This window comes from Serratia symbiotica, assembly GCF_000821185.2.
GTDB lineage: Bacteria > Pseudomonadota > Gammaproteobacteria > Enterobacterales > Enterobacteriaceae > Serratia > Serratia symbiotica.
The window spans coordinates 27,782-50,087 of record NZ_CP050857.1 but is presented as its reverse complement, the minus strand read 5'-3'; the positions used below and the strand labels follow the sequence as shown (position 1 = coordinate 50,087).

34 protein-coding genes are annotated in these 22,306 nt (G+C 54.3%); 32 read left to right on the top strand and 2 right to left on the bottom strand.

Annotated features, from left to right (window positions below; all coding sequences use genetic code 11):
* Nucleotides 1-195 precede the first annotated feature (195 nt).
* Both SYMBAF_RS17015 and SYMBAF_RS17010 read left to right on the top strand, forming a co-directional pair.
* The gene (locus SYMBAF_RS17015; protein ID WP_040264796.1) at nucleotides 196-786 is read left to right on the top strand and encodes a helix-turn-helix domain-containing protein; all 591 of its coding nucleotides are present in this window, start codon (nucleotides 196-198) and stop codon (nucleotides 784-786) included.
* Complete coding sequence (locus SYMBAF_RS17010; RefSeq protein WP_040264798.1) at nucleotides 773-1,627, top strand: queuosine precursor transporter; 855 nt, start codon at nucleotides 773-775, stop codon at nucleotides 1,625-1,627. Before SYMBAF_RS17015 ends, SYMBAF_RS17010 begins: the two co-directional genes overlap by 14 nt.
* A 3-nt stretch (nucleotides 1,628-1,630) precedes the next feature.
* On the opposite strand, the gene queC is transcribed toward SYMBAF_RS17010, so the two are convergent.
* Both queC and SYMBAF_RS17000 read right to left on the bottom strand, forming a co-directional pair.
* Entirely contained in the window at nucleotides 1,631-2,329 is a 699-nt protein-coding gene (gene queC, locus SYMBAF_RS17005) for a 7-cyano-7-deazaguanine synthase QueC (RefSeq protein WP_040264799.1), read from the bottom strand.
* 151 nt (nucleotides 2,330-2,480) lie between these two features.
* Complete coding sequence (locus SYMBAF_RS17000; RefSeq protein WP_052447718.1) at nucleotides 2,481-3,029, bottom strand: helix-turn-helix domain-containing protein; 549 nt, start codon at nucleotides 3,027-3,029, stop codon at nucleotides 2,481-2,483.
* A gap of 693 nt (nucleotides 3,030-3,722) precedes the next feature.
* On the opposite strand from SYMBAF_RS17000, the gene SYMBAF_RS16995 reads away from it, so the two are divergent.
* The 30 genes from SYMBAF_RS16995 to SYMBAF_RS16875 all read left to right on the top strand — a co-directional run bounded on the left by SYMBAF_RS16995 (nucleotide 3,723) and on the right by SYMBAF_RS16875 (nucleotide 22,287).
* On the top strand, nucleotides 3,723-4,121 hold the full coding sequence (locus tag SYMBAF_RS16995; protein WP_040264800.1) for a hypothetical protein: 399 nt from the start codon (nucleotides 3,723-3,725) through the stop codon (nucleotides 4,119-4,121).
* Between the two features lie 56 nt (nucleotides 4,122-4,177).
* Nucleotides 4,178-4,609, top strand: coding sequence for a hypothetical protein (locus SYMBAF_RS16990; RefSeq protein ID WP_185899946.1), 432 nt, complete (start codon nucleotides 4,178-4,180; stop codon nucleotides 4,607-4,609).
* Nucleotides 4,609-4,881, top strand: coding sequence for a TcpQ domain-containing protein (locus SYMBAF_RS16985; protein WP_185899949.1), 273 nt, complete (start codon nucleotides 4,609-4,611; stop codon nucleotides 4,879-4,881). Before SYMBAF_RS16990 ends, SYMBAF_RS16985 begins: the two co-directional genes overlap by 1 nt.
* Nucleotides 4,882-5,327: 446 nt before the next feature.
* The gene (locus SYMBAF_RS16980; RefSeq protein WP_160289789.1) at nucleotides 5,328-5,492 is read left to right on the top strand and encodes a hypothetical protein; all 165 of its coding nucleotides are present in this window, start codon (nucleotides 5,328-5,330) and stop codon (nucleotides 5,490-5,492) included.
* Between the two features lie 149 nt (nucleotides 5,493-5,641).
* Complete coding sequence (locus tag SYMBAF_RS18030; RefSeq protein WP_237163018.1) at nucleotides 5,642-5,974, top strand: hypothetical protein; 333 nt, start codon at nucleotides 5,642-5,644, stop codon at nucleotides 5,972-5,974.
* A 96-nt stretch (nucleotides 5,975-6,070) separates the two neighbouring features.
* Complete coding sequence (locus SYMBAF_RS18025; protein WP_237163017.1) at nucleotides 6,071-6,430, top strand: hypothetical protein; 360 nt, start codon at nucleotides 6,071-6,073, stop codon at nucleotides 6,428-6,430.
* A complete protein-coding gene (locus tag SYMBAF_RS18020; protein WP_237163016.1) occupies nucleotides 6,430-6,714 on the top strand; it encodes a hypothetical protein in 285 nt (94 codons plus the stop codon). Before SYMBAF_RS18025 ends, SYMBAF_RS18020 begins: the two co-directional genes overlap by 1 nt.
* Entirely contained in the window at nucleotides 6,653-7,345 is a 693-nt protein-coding gene (locus tag SYMBAF_RS18015) for a type II and III secretion system protein (protein ID WP_237163015.1), read from the top strand. The genes SYMBAF_RS18020 and SYMBAF_RS18015 overlap by 62 nt, the downstream gene beginning before the upstream one ends.
* Nucleotides 7,346-7,350: 5 nt before the next feature.
* Nucleotides 7,351-7,734, top strand: a complete 384-nt coding sequence (gene pilO2 / locus SYMBAF_RS18010) for a type 4b pilus protein PilO2 (RefSeq protein ID WP_237163014.1) — start codon at nucleotides 7,351-7,353, stop codon at nucleotides 7,732-7,734.
* Nucleotides 7,676-8,281, top strand: coding sequence for a type IV pilus inner membrane component PilO (locus SYMBAF_RS18630; RefSeq protein ID WP_419789512.1), 606 nt, complete (start codon nucleotides 7,676-7,678; stop codon nucleotides 8,279-8,281). Before pilO2 (SYMBAF_RS18010) ends, SYMBAF_RS18630 begins: the two co-directional genes overlap by 59 nt.
* Nucleotides 8,221-8,706, top strand: coding sequence for a type 4b pilus protein PilO2 (pilO2, locus tag SYMBAF_RS18625; RefSeq protein WP_419789511.1), 486 nt, complete (start codon nucleotides 8,221-8,223; stop codon nucleotides 8,704-8,706). The genes SYMBAF_RS18630 and pilO2 (SYMBAF_RS18625) overlap by 61 nt, the downstream gene beginning before the upstream one ends.
* Nucleotides 8,657-9,073, top strand: a complete 417-nt coding sequence (gene pilP, locus SYMBAF_RS16965; protein ID WP_237163012.1) for a type IV pilus biogenesis protein PilP — start codon at nucleotides 8,657-8,659, stop codon at nucleotides 9,071-9,073. Before pilO2 (SYMBAF_RS18625) ends, pilP begins: the two co-directional genes overlap by 50 nt.
* 189 nt (nucleotides 9,074-9,262) lie before the next feature.
* Complete coding sequence (locus SYMBAF_RS16960; protein ID WP_237163011.1) at nucleotides 9,263-10,642, top strand: GspE/PulE family protein; 1,380 nt, start codon at nucleotides 9,263-9,265, stop codon at nucleotides 10,640-10,642.
* Nucleotides 10,639-11,706 (top strand): type II secretion system F family protein, encoded by a 1,068-nt coding sequence (locus SYMBAF_RS16955; protein ID WP_040266452.1) that lies wholly within the window; start codon nucleotides 10,639-10,641, stop codon nucleotides 11,704-11,706. The genes SYMBAF_RS16960 and SYMBAF_RS16955 overlap by 4 nt, the downstream gene beginning before the upstream one ends.
* A 47-nt stretch (nucleotides 11,707-11,753) precedes the next feature.
* Nucleotides 11,754-12,257 carry a type 4 pilus major pilin gene (locus SYMBAF_RS16950; RefSeq protein WP_040264729.1) on the top strand — a complete coding sequence of 168 codons (504 nt, stop codon included), beginning with the start codon at nucleotides 11,754-11,756 and terminating at the stop codon, nucleotides 12,255-12,257.
* A gap of 45 nt (nucleotides 12,258-12,302) precedes the next feature.
* Nucleotides 12,303-13,244: an ATPase, T2SS/T4P/T4SS family gene (locus tag SYMBAF_RS16945; RefSeq protein WP_040266450.1), complete on the top strand. Its 942-nt coding sequence runs from the start codon at nucleotides 12,303-12,305 to the stop codon at nucleotides 13,242-13,244.
* Between the two features lie 3 nt (nucleotides 13,245-13,247).
* Nucleotides 13,248-14,336, top strand: a complete 1,089-nt coding sequence (pilV, locus tag SYMBAF_RS16940) for a shufflon system plasmid conjugative transfer pilus tip adhesin PilV (RefSeq protein ID WP_052447844.1) — start codon at nucleotides 13,248-13,250, stop codon at nucleotides 14,334-14,336.
* A gap of 145 nt (nucleotides 14,337-14,481) precedes the next feature.
* A complete protein-coding gene (pilM, locus tag SYMBAF_RS16935; protein ID WP_040264730.1) occupies nucleotides 14,482-14,922 on the top strand; it encodes a type IV pilus biogenesis protein PilM in 441 nt (146 codons plus the stop codon).
* The gene (locus SYMBAF_RS16930; RefSeq protein ID WP_040264731.1) at nucleotides 14,916-15,524 is read left to right on the top strand and encodes a prepilin peptidase; all 609 of its coding nucleotides are present in this window, start codon (nucleotides 14,916-14,918) and stop codon (nucleotides 15,522-15,524) included. Before pilM ends, SYMBAF_RS16930 begins: the two co-directional genes overlap by 7 nt.
* Nucleotides 15,509-15,997, top strand: a complete 489-nt coding sequence (locus SYMBAF_RS16925; protein ID WP_040264732.1) for a lytic transglycosylase domain-containing protein — start codon at nucleotides 15,509-15,511, stop codon at nucleotides 15,995-15,997. The genes SYMBAF_RS16930 and SYMBAF_RS16925 overlap by 16 nt, the downstream gene beginning before the upstream one ends.
* Nucleotides 15,998-16,201: 204 nt before the next feature.
* Nucleotides 16,202-16,492, top strand: coding sequence for a hypothetical protein (locus tag SYMBAF_RS16920; protein ID WP_040264733.1), 291 nt, complete (start codon nucleotides 16,202-16,204; stop codon nucleotides 16,490-16,492).
* A 75-nt stretch (nucleotides 16,493-16,567) separates the two neighbouring features.
* Complete coding sequence (locus SYMBAF_RS16915; protein ID WP_185899945.1) at nucleotides 16,568-16,885, top strand: hypothetical protein; 318 nt, start codon at nucleotides 16,568-16,570, stop codon at nucleotides 16,883-16,885.
* The gene (locus SYMBAF_RS16910; protein WP_237163010.1) at nucleotides 16,885-17,859 is read left to right on the top strand and encodes a YadA-like family protein; all 975 of its coding nucleotides are present in this window, start codon (nucleotides 16,885-16,887) and stop codon (nucleotides 17,857-17,859) included. Before SYMBAF_RS16915 ends, SYMBAF_RS16910 begins: the two co-directional genes overlap by 1 nt.
* 305 nt (nucleotides 17,860-18,164) lie before the next feature.
* Nucleotides 18,165-18,359, top strand: coding sequence for a hypothetical protein (locus tag SYMBAF_RS16905; protein WP_040264734.1), 195 nt, complete (start codon nucleotides 18,165-18,167; stop codon nucleotides 18,357-18,359).
* 198 nt (nucleotides 18,360-18,557) lie between these two features.
* On the top strand, nucleotides 18,558-18,899 hold the full coding sequence (locus SYMBAF_RS18620; RefSeq protein ID WP_082026897.1) for a hypothetical protein: 342 nt from the start codon (nucleotides 18,558-18,560) through the stop codon (nucleotides 18,897-18,899).
* Between the two features lie 127 nt (nucleotides 18,900-19,026).
* A complete protein-coding gene (locus SYMBAF_RS16895) occupies nucleotides 19,027-19,542 on the top strand; it encodes a lytic transglycosylase domain-containing protein (protein WP_052447698.1) in 516 nt (171 codons plus the stop codon).
* 25 nt (nucleotides 19,543-19,567) lie between these two features.
* Nucleotides 19,568-20,014, top strand: a complete 447-nt coding sequence (locus tag SYMBAF_RS16890) for a DotD/TraH family lipoprotein (protein ID WP_237163009.1) — start codon at nucleotides 19,568-19,570, stop codon at nucleotides 20,012-20,014.
* The gene (locus SYMBAF_RS16885) at nucleotides 20,011-20,835 is read left to right on the top strand and encodes a type IV secretory system conjugative DNA transfer family protein (protein ID WP_040264736.1); all 825 of its coding nucleotides are present in this window, start codon (nucleotides 20,011-20,013) and stop codon (nucleotides 20,833-20,835) included. Before SYMBAF_RS16890 ends, SYMBAF_RS16885 begins: the two co-directional genes overlap by 4 nt.
* The gene (gene traJ / locus SYMBAF_RS16880; RefSeq protein WP_040264737.1) at nucleotides 20,835-22,004 is read left to right on the top strand and encodes a plasmid transfer ATPase TraJ; all 1,170 of its coding nucleotides are present in this window, start codon (nucleotides 20,835-20,837) and stop codon (nucleotides 22,002-22,004) included. Before SYMBAF_RS16885 ends, traJ begins: the two co-directional genes overlap by 1 nt.
* Nucleotides 21,997-22,287 carry a hypothetical protein gene (locus SYMBAF_RS16875; protein WP_040264738.1) on the top strand — a complete coding sequence of 97 codons (291 nt, stop codon included), beginning with the start codon at nucleotides 21,997-21,999 and terminating at the stop codon, nucleotides 22,285-22,287. The genes traJ and SYMBAF_RS16875 overlap by 8 nt, the downstream gene beginning before the upstream one ends.
* Nucleotides 22,288-22,306: the final 19 nt, after the last annotated feature.

The window sequence follows — 22,306 nt, the reverse complement described above, 5'->3', positions numbered from 1 at the left end:
ATCAAGGCGGGAAAAAGATGGTTCGATTAACGCTGTTCCCGGTAACGGAAATATGTCAGATTGTTCTACGTGCCGACCCATCACACGTAGAACAATCTGAACGCGCTTATTTTTACACTGATGAAACTTCATCTCCTCGACAAGGCAAATCCACTTGTCTTTCAGTGAGCTGTGGAAGGCCGGAGCAGGGTCGTCATGACTAAAAATAAAAACTACCTAAAAAGTAACATCGACTACCTTTTAAAATCACGAAAAGAAACACAGATTTCCCTTAGTGAGGGAGCAGGCGTAAATCGAACAACAATTTACAATATACTTGAAGGTAAAGTTGATAGAGTCCAAAGTAGTACCGTTAGAAAGGTGGCCGGATTCTTTGGTGTTTCTTTCAGCGAAATTCAAACATTAGACTTAAGAGAAAAAGAACTCTCAAATGATCTAATTGCCCTCGATGGGAATATGAACCCAATAGCTGTACCTATTGTTACTGATACAACCCTAATGTCAGCCTTGAAAGCAAAAATAGGTAATTTGGTTGTTTCGTCAGAAATAACTTATTTCTTTGGTGAAGGACCAAATGTAATTGGCATCCATCTATCCAAGGAAATAAGGGGTTACTACAATAAGGGAGATATTTTGATTGTGAGGCGATGGGTAAATGAGGGAGAGGGCAACATTCTGGTTATTACTCCTAAAATGACACTAAGGGTAGTTAGGAATGGTAGATTTTCCTCAGCTTCTGATGAGTTGGTTGGAACAATAGTAGAGGAAAGATATGGAGTACAATGAAAGATTTAAATTGCTTGGCTTTGATCCAGTCACTAACAGAATAAAGATTATGATTAAAAACACTGGGCGTATTATGTCAGCAAATTTCTATGATATTCGCAACACAGATGTTATGGATGATCTAAGTCGTGATGAAGTCGAGGCAATTTATAGGAAGGCGTATAGTTCAGGCCAACAGGTAGATACACAATATGACATTACAAGTCGTCCCGAAAGACAATGGATACTATATTCTCTTTTTTGCCTAATAATTACTGTTTGCTACATATTTAGTAATATTTCCGCAGTCAAGCCAGTCTTTTTTTCAGGTTTGGGAGTGTTAGTAACTCCAGGTGTATTTGTTTATCCACTGACGTTTCTGATTGTAGATTTGTTGAATGAATTCTATGGTTTTAAGTTGGCAAGAAGAGCTATATATATGTGTGTGTGTTCAAATGCTCTCCTTTTGTTGCTACTATCTTTATCCTTATCTTTGCCAGTTCTTCCAGAATGGATTTTTAACAGCTCATACAAAAATTTGGTAACACAAATTCAGTCAGCGTTTATTGCTTCAACACTAGCATTTTTTTGCTCTGAACTAGCAAACTCCTATACATTAATAAAGATAAAAAAATTAACTAAATCTAAGTATTTGTATGTCCGATTAATTTCAAGTACGTTCGTTGCTTCTGTTTTAGATAGCATTATATTCTGCTTTATAGCTTTTTATGGGGTTATGGAGCAGGGCCAAATATTACAAATTATTTGTGTTCAAATAGCTGTGAAGCTTATTTACGCACTAATTAATGTTTTTCCAGCGTATGGAGCAAGATATCTCTTTAACAGATACCTTGCTGAATAGCATCTATAAATATAGTTTGCTTTGTAATTTTTTTCTTATGACTGTTTTATTGTTTAGATACTCTTTAAGACCTTTACTCCGAAGGTTGCAGGCTTCACATTTACCACATCCGAAGCTCTTTATTCCATTGTAACAAGTCATGGTTTCATTTTTAACAAAGTTTAGCATCCCAAGTTTGTCTGCTAATGCCCAAATTTCAGCTTTGGTCAGCCACATAAGTGGAGTCTCAAAAACTAATTCTCTGTCGATGCCTAATGATATTGCCTTATTAAGCGCAACAACAAAATCATTACGACAATCTGGATAGCCTGAAAAGTCTGTCTCACATACTCCTGTAATGATTGTTTCCGCCTGAACTTGATAAGCATAGATCGATGCCAATGTTAGGAAAATAATGTTTCGGCCTGGAACAAAGGTAAGAGGTAAATCACTATTTTTGCGCATATGGGGTTCAGGAACCAGCAAGTCATCCCTTGTTAGGCTGCTGGCTGAAAGCTCATTAATTATGGAAACATCAATGAATTTATGTGATTTCACCCCTAATTTCTTCGCAATATCCCTCGCTATGTCAATCTCTTGGCTATGGCGTTGGCCATAATCAAAAGTAACGCAATGAACGGAATTGTATTTGTTGATAGCCTGTAGGAGACATGTGGTCGAGTCCTGTCCACCACTAAAAACCACAACAGATGAATTTTTCATAAGTATCACCTTGATAAATATGAATAAAAAATTATTTTTAAACAAAATTATGTTTTTTTGTTGATTTTTTCAACCCTCGTATCTACACTTTTTTTCATGTAGTAAATCTATATGATACGTGAGCATAATTGAAAAATATTTTGTTAATGAATTATTCTCTAATTAAGAAATTTGGTGTTATATTATATGAGCGCTTTTCATGTATAAGAAAAATCCCAATCCATTGAGAATGGTTGTTTGTAATTAATTTATTACTTTCAGTCCATGATAGTAACTCTGAGTTCCTGTAAATATATTCACTTTCCTCTTTCTCTGAACATATCAGCAATGAGGTATCCAAAACTGTTGCAAACATGCATTCGCCGTAATTCTGCTCAGTAACAATAAAATGAGTTCTTTTTTCAAGGAATTTCTCAGATAAATATAAACGAAGCCGAAAATAGTCATGAATTATAGGAATATAGTAGGTATCGTGGTTGAGGATCCCTCCACGTCCATATACGAGCCAGTCATGATTTATTTTAAGTCCGTCGGCTAGGGCGCGCGAGTTTTTATATGTCCTAGCTTTATTTCTTATCAAGTGGCTGATAGTGGCTTGGGGAACCCCTGTTACCGCAGACGCTTGTGCTTGCGATAGCTTGGACTCTGCAAGAGCTAATTCTAATCTCTCCCCTAGTGTTTTTGGTGAGATATCAATCATATATTTATTCCAAATTAAAAATTAGTCATTAACTATAGTAAATAGTTATTTATAAGTAATTGTATTTTATGAGTTATTTTTAATATTTAAGTATAAATTAATATACTACTAAAATTTGTTTGAAATATTAATTTTTGTGGTGTAAGTTTTTTGTAAGTAGCAAAAGTCTCAAGCTTTTCCGCCGCAGGCGGCTCCGTCGTCAAAGTCTAAGTACGTTGCTTTGACGCCTGCTCTTTAACAACGTGCCCGTTGAACCCTGATCTCAAGGTCCTCTCTTGCCGGTATGCAATGCTGATGCGCGGAAGATGGCCGGAGGCTACGTCATGGCCTGACATACATCAGGGGAACCTGCCGGGAGGTGGGGCAGTAATGAGAGCCTGGACCTTGTCCACTCTTATACTGGCCGGGACACTGGAAAGTCGGAACTGTGGCGAGTTGCCGTTATACCCCTACGTACAAATTCGATGTATCTGCAGCAGGCTCTCGGGGCGATCCGTCGGGACCCCTGTCTGTGGAGAAGATTAGCCCTGCATTTTCATGCGGTCGTGAACGGGCATCCCTGACGGTAGCAAACCACATAGCGCCAAATGACATAAAGCAGTCTGTGCAGGCCCACTCGCTGGAGTGGGTCTGCCCGGAACCGCTTGGACAGTTATTGTTGATTTGCCTAACTGGTAAAACTGGAGGTGGCACATGAAGCTAACGAAAACAAAACGTGACGTGTTGCGCAGGAAGTTTGGTGGATGCTGCGCCTATTGTGGCAGTGAGTTGCCGGCACGAGGCTGGCATGCGGAACGGTGTGAAGCGGATTTTGCCTTGTTGCCCGGTGAATGCTGCGGACTCATGCCCGTGTGCACAGAGTGCCGAACGTCAAAAGGGAATGCCTCGGCAGAAGCGTTCCGCGTACTGCTGTCTCAGCAGGTCTACCGGGCGCAGCGGCACAGTGTGAATTTCCGCACCGCGATGCGTTTTGGGCTGGTCAGAGAGACGGCCGCGCCAGTGGAGTTCTGGTTTGAGAAATATGCGGCTGTGACGGCTTCTGCTCAACGCATATCAACCGAGTCTTCCCAGTATCAGGATTCAGCCGCCTAACGCCCAATCTGGTGGCGGGCAGCCTGTGTCTGCCCTGATTTTCCGGAGTGTCCTTTATGTCATTGAGTAAACAGGCAGGGCTGCTTCCGGCCCTGCTGCTAACCGGCTGTGCATCGCCATCGGTTGTTGTTGCCGGATCGTCTTCGGGCAACGTCGTGGACAATGACCTGACACGCAGTGCTACCCAAATCAGTGCAATGCAATTTCGTCTCCATCAGAGTGGGCTGTTTGCACAACGTCCCGCCGCGCCGGCAGGCACCGACGCCTCTTCCCTGCTGCTGACTCATCCAGTCATTGCGGGTACGGCAGCGGGTAAATCTTCCCCACCGCGTGCGGCGGCAACGGCGGATACCTCTCATACGTATCAAGGCGTGATCCGGCAGAGCGGGGGAGTCACCCCGTTTCCTTACCCACAACCCGCCCTAATCCTTTCCACGGCGACAAGACGCAAGGCAGAGCCGCCCCCACAGGTGCACCGTCACCGGTGATGAAAGTCTGGAAAATTGATAAAGGCATGACGCTCAGGCAGGGCTACAGCCTGTGGATGTCAAAAGAACGCTGCTCGCTGGACAAGGGAAAATGGACAGTTCGCTGGGATACAGGGACGGACTACCCCATCGATTACGCGCTTTCCTTCTCCGCAGCAAATCTTGAAGCGGCAACGGCACAGTTGTTTACCCTCTGGCGTCACGCGCAGGTGCCGCTTTTTGTCAGCGGCTATCGCCAGCAATGTCTGATTGTTGTCAGTGAAGGGCGCTGAACCCCTATTTTTCCGGGAGGAAACCGATTTGAAGTAACAAGGCGGACAGACCGCATGCGTCCTGATTGATTTGAGGACACGCGACGACGGCGATACAGGTCGGGTTCCCATGGCGACGCAGTGAGGGAAAGGAGGCATAGGGCATCACTCAGTGCCGGTTTGCGCCCGGTTAACGCATCAGTAAGCACAAAACGACGAGACTAACACTGCAGCCTGAGGTGGAGAAGTAAACCAGGCACTAAACCAACGCAGATTAACCAGTCTGCTCTGTTTTAACTGCTCTTTCACAACAAGCCTTGCGCTCTACGGCAGCCACCGACAACGTGGCGAACCATTTCCAAGCTGTTTTTGGGGTGTGGTGGGCTGGATATAAGATACAGCCAACACCAGGGGCAATGCCTGCTCACCACATCACCAAAACCCGTTTGATTTAAATCGAGGTAGCCATGAAATTAAGTGATCTCCCAGAAGGCGTGCAAGTGGTTGCAGCGGAAACGCTTAGCCAGATCATCGCGATGAATGTATACGACGAAGACAACACGCTTGAACGTGCTGATTTTATCACCAAGGCATTCCTGGCGTTGTATCAGCGTGAGCACAAGGATTGTTAACAACAAAATCAACCCGGGTTACAGTCGAGCATCACCCGGCCCACACCACCAAAATCGCGGTTTCCTCACCCTAATGTTCACGTCGTCAGACTATGTCAGCCGCGTTTTGCCGTGGTATCTGACCTGACAGACCGTAACAGGAAAGAGCCATGTTAAAAAAACACGCCCTGGCAGTGCTGACAGGTTCACTGCTGCTGCCGGGCTGCGCTTTTGAGCGCATCAACGATGTTAACCGGTCTGCGGAAGCAACCGCTGACGCGACCTCTTCCATGATCCGCCAGGCCAGCGAGAACCGCCCGGTCGTCCAGTTTCAGAACAGCCAGTTTGTCAGCCCGGTGCCATTGCCTGCCGCGAAGTATGATGCGCCCCGGGAGGTGGTCAACTGCACCCTGCCTTACCTGACAAAAAAAACCGGTAGACATCATGCAGTTCAGTCAGGATATTGCGACCTTCTGCCCTATTCGTACCCGTGTAACACCTGACGCGATGGCCGTACTGGCGGGCCGGGGCAGTGTGGGGGATCTCCCACGCAGCGGCTGGACAGTGCGCCCTCGCCAGTCCTGTCAGCCAGCGGCGATATGCGGCCGCTGGGGTCATTCGGGAGCGGCAGCGTTACCGCTGGCACATCAGCGAACGACGGCGGCGCGGCGAGAACGTTCTCCGGCATCCGCTACAACGGTAACCTCGGGGGGCTGCTCGACATCGTTACCGCGCGTCTGGGGATTTCCTGGAAGTATGAGGACGGCAGGGTGACCTTCTTTTATCTGCAGACCGCGCGATTTGATATTGAACCTTCTGACGCAAGATATGCGCTCACCGGCTCGGTAGTCAGCGGCGTCTCCAACAGCAGCAGCTCAGACGGGGCGTCCAGTTCCGGCAGCGGCGGTTCAGGGGGCGTGTCGGGGAGAGTGGCACCAACCTCAAGTCGGACGTGGTGATGGGGAACAATCTTTATGATGACCTGAAATTGACCGCGCAGAGCATGCTGACCCCAGGAGTGGGACGGCTTGACATGAACAGAACCACCGGCACCGTCGTCGTCACTGATGTGCCGGACGTAGTAAGGCGGATCGGTGAGTATCTCACCGCCGAGAACAGGGCGCTCAGCCGTCAGGTCAATCTGAAAGTGGTCATTTACACCGTGAACAGCGATACCCGTGATGCAGTGGGTATCAACTGGAACGTCCTGTACAGGACGCTGGCCGGTAAAATATGGCATTAACCTTGCTGATCCGGCCGGAACGATCGCTGACGCCGGATCGTTGAGTGTCTCTGTGCTGGACACGGCAACGGGGAGGGCGCAGCAGTTGGCCGGATCTTCTTTCCTGTTTGATGCACTGTCCAGTCAGGCGAAGGTGGCGGACGTGAGAACCATCCCGCTGATGACCACCAACATGGCTGCTGCCTCGGTGGTGGTCGGGCGGCAGATTGCCTATCTCAAGAGTACAACCAGCACGCCGTTTGTCAGCGGCAGTAGCAGCGTTGCCTCAGAAACGCTGACGCCAGGGACGGTCACTACCGGCACCAACATCACCCTCTTCCCTAAAATTCTCGATGGGGGTGAACGGATGATGCTCAACATGTTCCTGAATATTTCCAGCCTCGTCACATTGCGTGAAAGCGGCAAGGGCGCGAACAGAATCGAGACGCCAGAGGTGGATTCCCGTTCAGTGCCACAGCGCGTCTGGCTGAAGCCTGGACAGACCGTCATCATCAGCGGACTGGAGCAGAATGTGGATAACGCCAGTAAACAGGGTATCGGATCACCGGATAACCTCCTCACCGGCGGACACCGTTCCGGTACAACCACCCGCCAGTCCTTCGTCATCACCGTCACACCCTATATCGGGTAACACTCATGAAAAAAAAGAGTCCAAAGCCGGTACCGGGACAGGGTGCCGGTCAGATCCGCGTCTTGACCTTTCATCAACGGCGTTTTGTGGTCGGGCTAGTCTGGCAGACCATCCGCGCGCAGCGTAACCCCATGAAAGAGATCCGGCGTATTGGGAAAGCGCAGGGGCTGGATCTGGTGGCGGTGCGGCAGAGTGACAGCATTCAGGCAGGCTTTGCCCCCAAGACGCGTCAGCGGCTGCGGGGGGCCTATTCGCTGATTGTTGCACTGGCCTCGCTGCTGGAAGGCTGCTGTATCGCCGTGGTGCCGCTGGGTGACAGCCCTGAGGGTATTGCGCAGTACACGCTGGTTGGCAAGACCGAGCGCGGGGGTATCCACCCGTGGGTCTGATAAAATCTACACAGCGGATGAGCTGCGTCAGCGGATCATCGACCTGCGTAATGAACTGCGTGGCAGTCAGGGAAGTCTGGATGTCCCTGTCCAGGGTGACCTGTCACTGCCATGGGTAACGGCGGCCCTGGATCTGTCGACGCTGCTTGTCCCGCAGGCGCTCAGCAAGCAGTTCAGGCTGCGTCCCCTGACGTGGGGGATGACCCGCGCACAGCTTGTGGCAACAGGGATAGCCCTCATCCTTGCGCTGGCCGGGCTGATGGTATACCTGCACGCAGTGGGGGAGCGGGAAGCCGCTGCACGGCTGGCCATCGAGCGCGCCCGGATCCGGCAGGCCGAGCTTAACCGGCAGGCCCGTTACCAGACAGCCCTGGCCGGGCTTCGACACCCCTGGATCGATAAACCGTCGGTCTCCACGTTTATCCGCCATTGTCGGGAGGGCTGGATCGTATTCCTGTCTCGATCAAGGGCTGGATATCTACCACGGTGGTGTGTACAGACACCCATATCAGCGTTCAGTCTGTGCGCAGAACACACTCGGCGGTGACAACACGCGACGTTGTCCGTGCTGTGCAGGCACGGTTTGGTGTGTCGGCAGATTTTAACTTTCAGCAAAGCGGTCTGACCTCATTTTCATTGCCGCAGCGGCTTCCCCCGGAAGGGGACGACCCGATGGGGTCGGCCGAAGAACGCCTGATGGATCTCATGTCGCTGTTTCAGGCGCTGAATATCGATCTCGCCATCATGGCCGTGCCGATTAAGGCGGTGAAGACGAACAGCGAGGGTGAAGCGCTGCCATTGCAGGACTGGCTGGCCTACACGTTCTCGGCAGAGACAGACATTTCACCGCAGCAAATCTTTGCCGGTGACCGCTACACAGGGCTCCGCCTTTCCGACATCACCGTCGCCCTCAACAGTTCAGATGGCTCACTCAGATACAAAATCTCAGGAGTGCTTTATGGCAAACGTTAAGTACGCCTTGTTGTTTCTGCTGTCGTGCGGCGGCGTGCAGGCCGAGGAGGACGTCAGAACGCTGGGTGATCTAGATCGCCTGCAGAGTGGCCGCGTGTATTACGACGCGCAGGCCGCATTCAACAAGGCAAAAATGGCCGCCGGTCTGGCCGACACGGCCATGACCCCGGTGGTCAGTCCGTCTCCGGCCGGACAGGGGGGCGCATTCGTGACCGCCCCTTCCGTCAGCGCCCTGCCCGCCTTGGCAAAAATTACGGGCGCGGTGGCCACGCTTGACCTTGCAGATGGCACCAGTGCGCAGGTGCGTGCAGGCGACAGCGTGGCCGGGGGCTATAGCGTGGTGTCCGTTTCTCTGCGGGCGTGGTGATCAGGCGTACCCGTGACGGTCATCTCTTCACACTGAACTGAGGCGACCTCCCATGATGACTATCAGCGACCAGACCCACAGCCTGCTTCCGCTGCCTCCACCGGCGGGGGACGGGGCTATTCGGCGGCCATCCGGGATAATGTCCGGCTGATCCGCGACAATCAGACGCAGTTTGTTTGCCTGTATGTCTTGAGCGAACTCGATCAGAACACGGAGTTCTTTGAGCTACGCCAGCAACTGCGAGGACAGGGGCTAGATACAGGCGTCACCTGGTGCGATCGCCAACAGCTGGAGAAAATCAGTCATCAGTTCAGCGCAGTCGGTGACACCGTGGCCAGTGCCAGCGATTTTCAGACCTTGATGCTCAGCCTCTTCAGCGAGGCGGTGAGTCTGCGCGCGTCAGATATACATATCCGGATCAAGACAAACTTTACGCGGGTCTATTACCGGGTAGATGGCAACCTGCGCCGCGTGCGTACCGAGTCGGTAAAATGGGGCACGCGGCTGGTGAATGCCCTGTACAACTCCATGTGTGATGAGCACAGCATTCCGGTACTGAGCTATACCGAACCCGCTGACGCACGGGTACGTGAGGAATTTGTCAACGGCTTTGGCCTCAGCACCTGCCGTTTTGCGAGCCGTCCAGGTGGGCAGGGAAGGCTCGCGGTGGCGCTGCGCCTCGTGAGCCGGCGCAAACAGAGTCTGCGCTTTGATCAACTGGGGTTGACTCCGGAAGAAGAAATCACGCTGCGTCGGCTGCTGAACAGCTCTGGCGGGACGCTGTACAGTGGGCCTACCGGGCATGGCAAATCCACTGTCTGCCAGTGTTCAGCAGAATTTCTGGCGGCCGAAGATGAAGGGGAAAATATTCTGTCGGTGGAAGATCCGATTGAGTCACCCATTGAAGGCATATTCCAGACCCCACTGGGGAGCCAGACGTTTGCCGAGGCGATTACCAACCTGTTGCGCATGGATCCTGATCGGCTCTACATCGGAGAAATCCGCGATGCCGGTTCGGCACACGGGTGCGTGGAGGCGATTCATACCGGCATCCCGGTACTGACTACTATTCACACCCACTCGCCTGCCGACATTCTTCAGCGGCTGAGACGATTTGGTGTGGATGAAGATCTGCTGTTTGACCCGACAATCATCTCCGGTCTTGTCGGCCTCCGGCTGGTCCCCCTGTTGTGTGAAGCCTGCAAGGTACCCTGGCAACGTGGACGGGAAAAAATCAGCCCGGTGATGCAGGATCTGGTGGAGACGTATGCCGATCCTGCCCATGTTTACCTGCGTAAAATCGGCGGCTGCAGCGGCTGTGGCGACACCGGCATCAGCGGGCGTATTGGCGTATTCGAGGTCATTGAAACGAACAATGCCTTTATGCGGCTTTATGCCGAAAAGGGCAAGATGGCCGCCTATCTGGACTGGATCGCAAAGGGAGGTGTGACACTCTGCCAGAACCTCACGCGGCTGATTAACGAAGGTCGGGCCGATCCGGTCTGGGCGCATCGCCGCCTGTGCAATCTTGACCGCGACGCCAGATTGAAAGCGGGGAGTGAACGGTGAACAGACTGGCGCGCTTTATCTATAAAATTACCTTCAACGCACAGGATCGCATAGAGATTTATGACGATTTCAGGCAATACCTGCTGGATGGCCGGTCTGCGAAGGAAACCTTTCAGAAGCTGATTGATAACTACAGCCGACGCGGGAAAAATCCGGGCAATGCCATTGCGCAGATCCTGGAAGAGTGTGCGGAAAATCTCGACGGGGGGTTCGGACTGGGGGAGTCGCTGCGTGAATGGATCCCCGATCAGGAACTCGGCATCATTGATTCCTGCGACCTGTCCGGGAGGCCAGAGGAGGGATTCCTGAACGCGATGGGGATTGCCGAGGGAACCGGACGCATACGCCGTACCGTGAAGGCCACCGTGATGATTTCGGGGTACCTGACACTGCTGTCTGTGGGGATCGTGACGCTGTTCTGCGTCATGCTGGTGCCGGTGATCATGCAGGCGGTGCCGCTCAGCCAGTGGAACAGTATGCAGACCGGGGTGTACTACTTCTATCTTCTGCTGACGCAGTACGGGTGGGCGGTGGTGCTGCTGCTGGGTGGCATTGTCACACTGGTGCTGCTGTCGCTGCCCCGGCTGACTGGCCGGCTTCGCTTCTTTCTCGATCGGTTTCCTCCGTGGTCTATCTACCGGCGCATTCACGGTGCGGCCTTTATCATGAACGTGAATGCCATGCTCGCTGCAGGGATCCCGATGGAGAAGGCGGTCACCAGCATGAAAGAGGCGACCCGTTCGGCCTGGTTGTATGAGCGGCTGGATGCGCTGGAAAGGGCCATCAGCGCCGGGGAAATGAATCTCGGGCAGGCCCTGGACGTGACGGGCTATGACTTCCCGGATGAGCAGGCCATCATCAAGATGCAGAGTCTGTTTGAGACAAAAAACAGCGAGGGCTCGCTAAAACGTTTTGCCGACACCTGGCTGGAAAAGACGGTGGGGGATGTCGAGAAAACCGGTGACCGGATGCGCATTGGCAGCCTGCTGGGTTGCGGTGTACTGGTAGCGGCTCTGATGCTGATCATGTTCGGCCTGATACAGCAGGCTTTTTTCTTCAACTGAGCAGGCGGCGTCTCCCGTCGAGTATGCTCCTGAACCAAGGCAGTGCCATGAAAACGTTAAAGAAAGGTATTTCAAATATTACTGACGCCATCGCGGCGCTGGGGATCATGATCGTGGTGATTGGTCTGGTGGTGGCCGCTGCCGCATTGGCTTATTTCTATGTGAACAGTACCAGTGAGGTCACGCTGCTGACCACCGTGATGAATGAGACGCGCAACCTGCGTTCGTCCAGTGGCTATGGGACGGATGATTATGTGCCTGCCTTGGTGAAGGGCGGCAGTATCTCCAGAAGTTATACCGTGTCGGATAACCGGATTTACAACAAGTCCGGAGGTCAAATCACCGTGGTCGGCAATGGCGTTGGATTTACCGTCACCGACTCGCAACTGCAGCAACGCGACTGCGTGAAAGTGGCCAAAAGCCTCGGCACGGCTGATCTGCTGTCCACGAAAATCAACACCACCACCTTTACCACTGAGGTGACTGGTGCCGGGGCTGCTACCGCCTGTATTGATGGGGATAACACCCTGACATTTACCACCAAATCCTGACCTTTCCCCTCGCCGCCTGCAGCGGCCCCTGTATCCGGACACATCATGATTGCCACCACGCTACGTGAGGCTGATTTCATCGACCTCTATCTCGGCGAGGACTATGCCGAAATCAAGGGCATGGTCGGCGCCACCGGTTTCCTCGTTCCCGTGCCTGCCCCTCTTATGGATGACGTCAGACAGCTTCACAAGCGCTGCACAGATCAGCACAGGGATGCCGGACGTAACGAGTTTTCCTGTTTTTACGATCAGCGCCTGTACCGGGCTACGGTGTCGCAAGATCTGTTTGGCCGGACGGATATGGTGTTACGTCAGACACCCGCATCAATACCTGCATTCAGTGATGTGCCACTGAGTACGCCCTTGCGCCGATCCGTTGAACTGCCCGGGGCGTCCGGGCTGTTCCTGATTGCGGGCGAAATGGGCGCGGGCAAGACGTCCACGGCGGCTGCGGTGCTGCGCCACCGGATTGCCCATACCGGCCAGTTGGGGGTTTCCATTGAAGATCCGGCGGAAACCCTGTTGCAAGGCCGCCATGGCAAGGGGCGCTGCATTCAGCTTGAAGTGAGGGAAAATGAGGGGTACGCCAGTGCAACACGCAAAGCTTATCGCATGGGTGCCTCGGCATTTCTGCTGGGCGAAATTCGCGATGGGGCCACGGCACATGAGGTACTGAAGGCTTCCCTCAGCATGTTTGTGGTATCGACTATTCACGCCTCCTCAGTGATTGAGGCACTGGAGCGCTATGTGATGTTCTGCGAAGAAGTCAGCCCGACAGCGAGATCCACTATTGCCAGTACGCTGTATGTGCTTGCGCACCAGACCCTGCGGATCACGCCTGACAGCAATCGGCGGCAGGTGGATATCACCGGGTTTAATCTCCGCAATACATCGGCGGCCGCGACCATCAAGGCAAAAATCGCGTCAGGCAGTTTCCCGGCCCTGAGCGATCAGTTTTCCTCCTTAACCTACGATTTTGAGGGCTAGAGCGTGAAGATCCTGAAGCGGGGCATCGCGCAGATAACCGATGCCACTATCGGGTATGGCATTGTGGCCATTATTCTGGTGAGCGTGTTGATCCCGCTCAGTCAGTGGGCTGCGGAGGCGTACCGTCTCAACATCGCGGCGGGGCAGGCAAATACCGTCCAGAAGGCCGTTAATCACTATATTGCCGATCAGCATGCGGTCATTGCTGCGCGCAGCAGTGTGTCGTCGGGCTATACCCTGACGGTACCCATGCTCATAACGGCGGGTTATCTGCCCGCCGGGTTTGCCTCAACGACCCCCTATACCGCGACATACCGCACGCTGATTTTCCAGCCCGTGCCGAACCGGCTTCATAGCATGACGTTCATGAGTGGCGGTACGCCACTTTCTCTCAGTCAGGCGCGCAAGCTCGCGAACAGTATCGGGGCGGCAGGGGGTTATATCGAGAACGGTGTGGCAAAAGGGGCGCTGGGAAGTTGGCAGGAAAACCTGTCAGCCTTTGGCGGTTATAACCCAGGTGATGGCAGTGTAGTCATTGCGGGCTTTTACGCCAATGGGGCGCGGGTCAATGATTATCTCTACCGTCACGCGGTGGCGGGTTACCCGGAGCTCAATACCATGGGTACGGCGCTGAATATGGGCGGCAACGACATCACCACTGTCCGGGATGTCAATGCCAGAAATGGTTACTTCTCTGAAAGCGTACAGTCGGGTGGTGCTATCACGGCCAATAAAGACCTGACAGCCAACGGCATGCTACGGGGCAGTCATGACCTGGTGCTGGGGGGGGTCGTCAAGCTGCAGCAGGTGAACACGGCGGGAGCCTCCTGCGATACCTGGGGAGCGATAAGTCGTGACAATGCCGGCGCTATCCTGTCCTGTCAGTCTGGTATCTGGCACGGGGGGGATCCACTGGCCGTTATACAGGTGCTGGACACTACGTTAACCAATATGACGGACATAATCAGACCTCACATACCATCACTGTTTACGCATCAGGCGGCACGTCTGTCGTGCCAAAAGAGGTGGGTTCCGGGGGGTCGTGCAGAAACGCCTGGGCGCTGGCAGGGTACGTCGGTGATACGCTGGTAGCGAATGCATTCGACAACAATACCGACTGGGCGAAGTCCGGTTTCCTCAGCTTTCAGGTTCCGGGGAACACGGGGTACAGGATCGTATCCGACCCTAACCCGACGCATGGGTGTTCCCCGGGCGCGTTCTGGGTTTATATCTATCAATGAAAACCGCTCTATTCCTTGCCGCCACCTTACTGATGGCGGCCAGCATTCTGTTGTCCATCGTCAGTGACATGCAGCAATCTCCCCTGGCTGTGGTAAAGCAGCAGCAACAGTCCAGCCAGTTTCTTCACTACGTTGAAGCGCTTGATAACGCCCTGTGCGCCGCTATGCCCACAAATGGAGATGTGTCAGACCGCGTCACATTGCCGGCCTGGCTTCCCCAAAGCAGCGGCATAGCGCTCCGCATCAGCGGCGACATCGCTTATGCGTTCAGGCCAGCAGTCCCCGGGTTGTTTTCGCAACTGTTGCAGGACACGGAAAACAGCACGCACTTCGGCTTGTCCGACCTTACGGGGATTACTACGCCAACAGGTTGGCAGCCCCGGCCCGCCTTTATTCCGGTTGGATACGTGGTCTATTTGAGGGAAAACCGATGTTGACCGTAGTAAGTCTGATTATTTTCTCCCTGATGCTGGCCTATGCCACGCCAACGCTGTATGAACGCGCCCGACAGTCAGCTGCGCAGTCGCACCGGACCACTGATGGCTGGGAGAACCCGATCCGCATCCGTTCCTGTCTCGCCATTCTGCTGCTGGGCGGCGGTATGCTGTCCGTCGCTCTGGTGTCCAGTAACCCGGTGTTTACGCTGTTTGTCCTGCTGCTGGGCAGCGCTGCCTACATTGATGGTGTTACGCAGTGGGTACCGGACATGTTGATCTTCGCCCTGTCCTGGGTGGCGCTCAGCGCCGTGTTGCCCGGGAAAGATCCCCTGCCGCCATTGGCCGGTGCGGCGGTGATGCTGCTTCCGGCCTTGACGTTGAATCTGGTTACCGCGTGGCGGTCACAGCCGCCGGCGCTGGCGGCGGGTGACCTTTATGTGCTGCCCGCCGTGGGAGCCTGGCTGACACCAGAATGGGCGGCGGCCTGTTTGGGGGGGAGCCTTGTGTTGGCCGCGATAGCCGGGAAGTTCGCGCGCAGCGTGCCATTTATTCCCATTCTTTATTCCGTTTTCATGGTGGTTTCATTATGTGGTACCGGGTGATTGGCGTCTTGCTGCTGTTGGTAGCCACGTCAGGCATGCTTCGGGCGGCGACGCTTACGCCGGACATCGCTCGATGCTTCCAGGATGCCGGGCTGAAATTCCGCGTGGACTGGCGGTTGCTGCTGGCTATTGCTGAAGTGGAAAGTGGCCTGGATCCCCGCGTCATCGGGCTGAATAAAAAAAACGGCCAGGTGCGTAGCGAAGACATTGGACTGATGCAGATAAATTCCGCCTGGTTGCCCGCGCTGAAGCCCCTGGGGATCACCCGCGCGGTGTTACTGAACAATCCCTGCCAGAACATCCACGTAGGTGCCTGGATACTGGCGAGGAATATTGAACAGAACGGCGTGAACTGGACGTCAGTGGGGGCCTATAACGCCGGATTCAGAAATACCAATGCCCCTTTCCGAATGAGGTACGCCCGTAAGGTCTACGACCGTTATCTCAGACTGACCAGCACAAGAGATCGTTGATGTTCAATAGGCACGCCCTTTCACAGAAAACGGCAAAAGCATTGACTATAACCTGTACAATAATTGGTTAAATCATCATCAGTATCAACTAAGCGTAAGGGGAGTTAGTTATAAAATTTGGTCGCATCCGTGACTGATACGCAGCAGGTACCGGGGGTATGGCAGTACCCCCGGTGCATTGCTTCATACAGAAAGGAGAGTCCGATGAAAACAACGAAATACACTTTAGCCGCAATCAACCCCGTTGTAATTATTCTTGTTGCGTTCGCCACAATGGCATTGCCAGCGCTCGCGTCCTCGCCAATCGCCGCCGGGCAGATCCGCTTTACCGGCTCTATCGTGGTACCTGCATGCAAAACATCTTTCACAGGAGAGATTGATTGCTCGGATCAGTGGCGTGGGAAGGCAACAGAGAAACACGGGCGACCGGAGATAACGTTTCGCTGGCTGAGTGAAGGAAAAAAAGCGGCGGTGATCACCCATAACTACCCATAAAAAGTTGGCGTGGTGTGTTCCAGCACACCACGCCCGTCATTTCCAAAGCCATCCAATACTACGGAGCATCGTCAAATGAAATTGAAAATAACGCTGATTATTCTAGCGGGATTTGTCTGTGCTGTCATGACAGCTTCCGCGTTTTCCGCTGACGGCTCTATTAACCTTGACGGCGGCGAGGCGAATAACGTGCCGAGCAGCAAAAGCACCGTTATCGGGAACCAGAACACGGTGCCACAGGATAATTCTGTGGTGATTGGGCAGCAGAACGAAACCAAACAGTACAACACCTCAGAAAATCATCCCCGGATTATCATCGGGGACAAGAACCAGGCGAACGCCGGGCCATCATCCTGGGTGAGGGCGGGGTCGCCGATGAACAGAGTGTTGTAGTGGGCGGTGACGCCAGCAAGGCGCTGGGTGTTGCCGTGGGGAATGGTGCCAAAGGCGGCTATAACGCGGTCTCCGTTGGCCAGGGGGCCACGACTGAAAAAGCCAGCTTCGGCGTGGCCGTTGGGGCTGAGTCAGCCGCCCTGAGTTCTGGCCCGCAGGGGCAAGGCTCGGTGGCAGTCGGCACCCGCGCGACCGCAGGCTATGGCGGGGTGGGACTGGGCTACGGGGCCAATGCTACAAACGGCGGGGTTGCGCTGGGAACCGGCTCCCTCACCGCAAGGTTTGATGAGGTCAATGTAGGTGAGCGCTTTATTAGCGGCGTCAAGGCAGGGACGTCAAAAACCGATGCCGCCAATGTGGGGCAGGTGCAGGTGTCCAATGCCAACACGCTGGCCGTGGCTAATGCTCACAGCGATACAGGGAATGCCGATACGCTGCGTGCTGCCAGGTCACACACGGACGAGCGTGAGACAGCCACCAATGCGCGTACCGATGCCCTGTTAAAAGTGGAGCAGACGGCCCGCAATGAAGCCATTGCCAACGAGTCCCAGGCACGGAGAGACGGTGACGCCGCGACGCTGAAATCAGCAAACGACTATACCAACTGGCGGGTTGATACCCTGAATATCGACACCGCTGACACGCTGCGCCAATCGCAGACCTACACCGATACGCGGGCCAATGAAGCCAGGTATTACACCGACAGCAAGTTCAGCCAGCTAAACACGCGTATCGAGCGGGCGGAGAAGCGCCTGCATGCCGGGATAGCGGGTGTAGCGGCGATAGCCTCGATCCCCTATGTGGCCAGCAACCGCTTTTCCTACGGGGTCGCGGTAGGAAATTACCAGTCCGCTAATGCCCTTGCAGGGGGTATCCAGTACAAAACTTCACCCAACACGACTATCCGCCTCAATGTGTCTTTGGACTCATCAGACAACGCCGCTCTGGCAGTGGGTGTCGGCGGTGGATGGTAGAGGAGAAAAACATGTCTGATGAATCAAAAGCAAAATATCCCGGTGGCTTTGACGAAATTGAAATTCGTCAGCTTTTAGAGGGATTGGTTAGCGCTCAGAGGATAACAAGATGATTGAATTAAATCCCTGCCCATTTTGTAAATCCGGCGAAACATATGTTAGCCCGAATAGGTGCAACGCTGGAATACATTCATACACGCTCAATCACTACTGCGATTTAATAAGGGGAAATATTACTTTTACGGGGAATAGCGAGGCAGAAGTTAAGTCCTTTTGGAATTGTGATAGGGGAAGGAAGTAACATCATGAAGAAGCATAACCAGCCACATTTAAGTGAGAAAGAAATAAAAGCATTGGCACAAAGCACCATCGAAAACTTTGTTAATTCGTGCCACTGCAAAAATAAAGATGACATTTTTATTGCATTGTCATTTTTGATTGATGCCGGTCTGAATGCTGGTGAAACCGTTAAATATGGAAAAATGGCGGTAGTCCAATGAAGAATCTGAATATTTCATGGGTTGGCATATGTCCACTATGTGACAACGACATACTCAAGGTAGAGACAGAGGACGGTAGTGATCCCTGGTTATACGATGGAGACAAAATCACTTGCCCCCAATGTGGTAGTACTGGCGCTGTAGAAGTCGACGAAGACCACGCCTATGCAGTATGGGATAACGACTGGAGCAATAGCGATGGACAATAATCCAACAATCCCGCTTTACCCGCAAGAGTACGTCTCAACACTACTATCACGTATCGCCGAGCTAGAAGCGAGCGAGATAAAATTGATTGAGGAACGTGACCACGCAGAGGATGCACTGTCTGACATGTTTGAAGCCGCCACAGGCGAGCGACCAAAATGGAGTAACTGGTTTGGTTTTAGGGACGCTGTGGATGTGGTCGCAAATCGCCACGATGAAAGCAACTATCCGGAAATTCCGGAGGGTTGCGTGGTGGTGCCACTTGTCCCGACAACGGAAATGATAGCGGCTGCCATGGACTCTATCGACGTCACGTTTGACGATGATGATTAGCTATCTGATGCAGCAGTTCACCCGCATTACAAATGCAGTTCACCCGCATTACAAATAATGAACGTCAACTCGACGAAATCTAACGCCTGAACGGCACTCCGGCCTCCCCCTGTCAGCGAACTTTTGTATGCGTATTCTTTCTGATGTGTTTGCGACGGCACTGTTCGTTGCAACCCTGATGCTGTCATTTCATGCTCAGGCCGACTGCTTTAATGACGCCGGCGCGCGCTATCACATTTCTCCACAGGTGCTGCGAGCCATCGCCCAGGTGGAGAGCAACATGAACCCTCATGCGGTGGGTGTTAACCGCGATAGTCAGGGGCATATCACCAGCCGGGATTATGGGTTGATGCAGATCAACTCCACGCATATCCCGCAACTGAAGGCGATGGGTGTGATCCGCCACGCGCATGACCTGCTGAGCCAGCCCTGCCTGAACGTGCAGACCGGGGCCTGGATACTGGCGCGTCACCTGCAGATCTGCGGACTGACCTGGCAGTGCCTTGGCAGTTATAACGCCGGTTTTTCCGACGGCAAACAGACCCGCCGGATGCGGTACGCCAGAAAGGTCTATGCCACCTGGATAGCCCGCTCCCCCAACACCGCCGTGACCGGCAAAATGCCCCCTTCTGCGAAGGATTGATAACATTCCCGGAGATATCATGAAAATGAGCATCCTTGCTCCCTGTATGGCGGCCCTGCTGCTGACTGGCTGTCAGACAGCCTCACTCAACCACCGGGCGTCTTCATCAGTTGCGGCTTCCTCCCGGGTTGCGTCGGGGCAACAGTTGCGGCTTGAAGGCGACATGTTTGCTGACACGCCACGACCCGTGGCGGTCATCCGGGCTGATAGCGATCGCGTTACGCTGGCCTGGCATGGAGACGCCGTGGAGCTGCTTGGCCATCTGGCTCATGTGCGGGGGCAGATCTTCAGCTTTGTCGGTGTGCGTCTGCCGCTGCCTGTGGACATCCAGGTGCAGGGTGTCACGTATGCGAACCTGCTGCGCATCATTGAGATGCAGACGGCGTGGCGCGCCACGCTGGCACAGTATCCCGGCCAACTTGTGCTGCAATTCATGACCGCTATCCCGGAGCGGCAGGGAGGGGGACGATGAAAGCCTGGTTTTGCCTGCTCCTGCTGCCCGCCCTGCTGACGGGCTGTACGGGGTTACACGCGCCTCAGACTGACCAGTCCTCCAGGACTGACGCGCTTCCGCCGCCGGGCCCCGAGGCCTACCTTTCACCGGTAAAACGTGACACCGCTGCCGTCTCGGATAATCGCCGCGAGATGCTCACCGACGCGGCCCGCACGCTGGGCTTTCGGGGGGGCAAGGTGCAACGCGCGTGGGAACTGAGGCGTGACCTGGACGTCCGGGCCAGGCGACTGGATGAGACATATGATTTCCGCCCACTCATCAACGCGCGCGGCTGGCTGCCCCCGGTGATCACCGAGGCAATCGGTGTGGCGCATGTGACGCCCGACCAGATACGCACTGCCAGTCATGTATACGAAATCATCAAGCCGGAGCGCTTTGTCAGTAATCCGCCTACATGGCGGGCATGGCTGCTGGCCGGGCTGATGATGACACCCCCGAAAGAGCCGGAGAGAGCACTGATCCCGGAGAACAGCGTTCAACGTGACATCTGGCAGGCGGCGTTAAAAAAAGGGTGGGAGGAAGGGCGGCAGAGCGCTGACGATACGCTGGCCGCCAACGTCAACCGCCTGACGCGTGACTATAACGGCATGTTGCAGTACGTGCTGCTGCGCCGCCAGAACCTGATTACCGCCCCGGTGGTCACGGAACGTCAGCGGACCGTCACCGGTGACAGCCATAAATTGACCACCGGTGATCGTGAGCGTCGACTGGCGGCGCACGCGACGTTTATTACTGATCGTGAAAAATGGATACCGTTCATCAATACGGAGAAGCCCTGATGACAACGGAAAACTTTCAGCCATACCCTTTTCCCGCCGGGCTGACCGCCGAATCCCTGTGTCATTTCTTTGTCTGGTGCGCCCATCAGGGGGCCAGCGACATTCACCTGCAGGGGGATAACCACCTGGTTATCAGCCGCCATGGCCGCCTGTTGCGCGCCAGTCCGTTTGTGGTGGCGGATGACACCTTGGCCAAGCTGATGGATGAGGTGTTTTCGCCCGAGTTGCGTCCCCTGGTGCGCAGCGGGGTATCGGTGGATCGGGCGCTGCAACTGGAGGGAAATGCCGAGGGACGCTACGGGCTGGCGCGCGGCGAGCGTGTCCGCTATCGCGTTAATCTGCTCCAGGGAACGGCCGGCCGACAGGACAGCACCATTGGCTGGACGCTGCGTGTGATCCCCGCTGATATCCCACCACTGGGTAGCCTGGGACTTGCCCCGGCGCTGATGGATACCATTCTGCCCGCCAAAGGGCTGGCGCTGTTTGGCGGGGTGACCGGGTCGGGAAAAAGCACCGCCCTGGCCTCCATTTACCGCTGGTGTCTCGATCACTATCCGGATCGCAAGGTCACGACCAAAGAAGATCCCATCGAGTTCATTCTGGGTAAACCGGGCGATATTCTCCCCCCGGTGCAGTCGCAGATCGGGAAGGATATCCCGAATTTTGCCACCGGCATCCGGGCAGACCTACGCCGAGCCCCCTCGGTGATCGGCGTAGGTGAGATGCGTGATCGTGAAACCATTGACGCCGGTATCCGCGCAGGCCAACTGGGCCACCTGTGCCTGTCCACCACGCATATCGACTCGCCAGGTGACGCTTTTCCCCGCCTGATCAACGAATTTCCGCATGAGAGCCGTGATGCCATGGCCTGGGCGCTGCTGGGTGTACTGCAGTATGTGGTGGTGCAAACGCTGTTGCGCACCACTGACGGGACGCGCGTGGCGGTACGTGAGTACATCATTATCGACCACCCTCTGCGCGAAAAGCTCGGCGACATCCCCTGGCCGGAGTGGGGCAGGCACGTCAATGCCCTCATCCGGCTGGAGAAGCGCCGCATCATTGACCAGGCGTGGGCGCTGTACCGGCGCGGGCGCATCGATGTGACAGAGCTGGCGGTGGTGATGTCGCCACGTCAGCGCCGTGAGTTTGAGGAGGCGGGTGATGCGTGATAACGATCCGTCGCGCTGGCCTCCCGGTTATTGGCGAGATGCCGGGCGCAGCCTGAATGTGTACGGTGTCCCCGGGGGACTGTTCTTTCTCTACCTCTTCTGGTTCCGTTTTCCCGCCATGAACACCCTCTACAGTGTGACAGCCGTCATTGCAGTGTTTCGTCTCCTGCAGGCATTTGGCTGGTCGGTCAGTGTGCTTGCCGCGCGCGGTGTCCGCCTGATGCGGGGTAAAAGCCTCAGCGGCCGCCCCTGGTGGTACCGACGTTTTACTGACGGCGAATAGCCGTGTGCTGATTAACCTG